Origin of the sequence: Variovorax ginsengisoli (assembly GCF_030811835.1) — a bacterium.
In the GTDB taxonomy this organism is placed as follows: Bacteria; Pseudomonadota; Gammaproteobacteria; order Burkholderiales; family Burkholderiaceae_C; genus Variovorax; species Variovorax ginsengisoli_C.
Map to the genome: position 1 here is coordinate 1 of NZ_JAUSRO010000040.1, position 1,193 is coordinate 1,193.

The 1,193-nt window shown below is 63.1% G+C and carries 1 protein-coding gene; it reads right to left on the minus strand.

What is annotated here, in order from left to right; genetic code table 11:
* On the minus strand, window positions 1–1,189 hold a 1,189-nt coding region (gene tuf, locus J2W36_RS26515), incomplete at its 3' end, for an elongation factor Tu (RefSeq protein ID WP_307692781.1).
* Between the last annotated feature and the right edge of the window lie 4 nt (window positions 1,190–1,193).

Here is a 1,193-nt window from a genome sequence, read left to right on the forward strand (position 1 = left end):
AGGCGAGAACCTTGGCGACCACGCCCGAGCCCACGGTACGGCCACCTTCGCGGATGGCGAAGCGCAGGCCTTCTTCCATGGCGATCGGGTTGATCAGCTTGACCGTGATGCTCACGTTGTCGCCGGGCATGACCATTTCCTTGTCCGCAGGCAGCTCGATCGCACCGGTCACGTCCGTCGTACGGAAGTAGAACTGCGGGCGGTAGTTGCTGAAGAACGGCGTGTGACGGCCGCCTTCGTCCTTGCTCAGCACATACACCTCAGCGGTGAAGTGCGTGTGCGGCTTGATCGAACCCGGCTTGCACAGCACTTGGCCGCGCTCGACGTCTTCGCGCTTCGTGCCGCGCAGCAGCACGCCCACGTTGTCGCCAGCCTGACCTTGGTCGAGCAGCTTGCGGAACATTTCCACGCCGGTGCAGGTGGTCTTGACGGTCGGGCGAATGCCGACGATCTCGATTTCTTCGCCGACCTTGATGATGCCGCGCTCGACAGCACCAGTCACCACCGTGCCACGACCCGAGATCGAGAACACGTCTTCCACGGGCATCAGGAATGCGCCGTCGACCGCGCGCTCAGGCGTCGGGATGTACGTGTCGAGTGCTTCGGCCAGCTTCATGATGGCTTCTTCGCCCAGGGGACCCTTGTCGCCTTCGAGAGCGAGCTTGGCCGAGCCGTGGATGATCGGGGTGTCGTCGCCCGGGAAGTCGTACTTGTCCAGGAGTTCGCGCACTTCCATTTCGACCAGCTCGAGCAGTTCGGCGTCGTCGACCATGTCGCACTTGTTCAGGAACACGATGATGTAGCCCACACCCACCTGGCGTGCCAGCAGGATGTGTTCGCGGGTCTGGGGCATCGGGCCGTCGGCAGCCGAGCACACCAGGATCGCGCCGTCCATCTGGGCGGCGCCGGTGATCATGTTCTTCACATAGTCAGCGTGGCCGGGGCAGTCGACGTGAGCGTAGTGGCGGTTGGCCGTTTCGTACTCGACGTGCGCGGTGTTGATCGTGATGCCGCGGGCCTTTTCTTCAGGCGCTGCGTCGATCTGGTCGTAGGCCTTGGCTTCGCCGCCGAACTTGGCCGACAGCACCGTTGCGATCGCAGCGGTCAGCGTGGTCTTGCCATGGTCGACGTGACCGATCGTGCCCACGTTCACGTGGGGCTTGGTGCGGGTGAACTTACCTTTTGCCATTTTT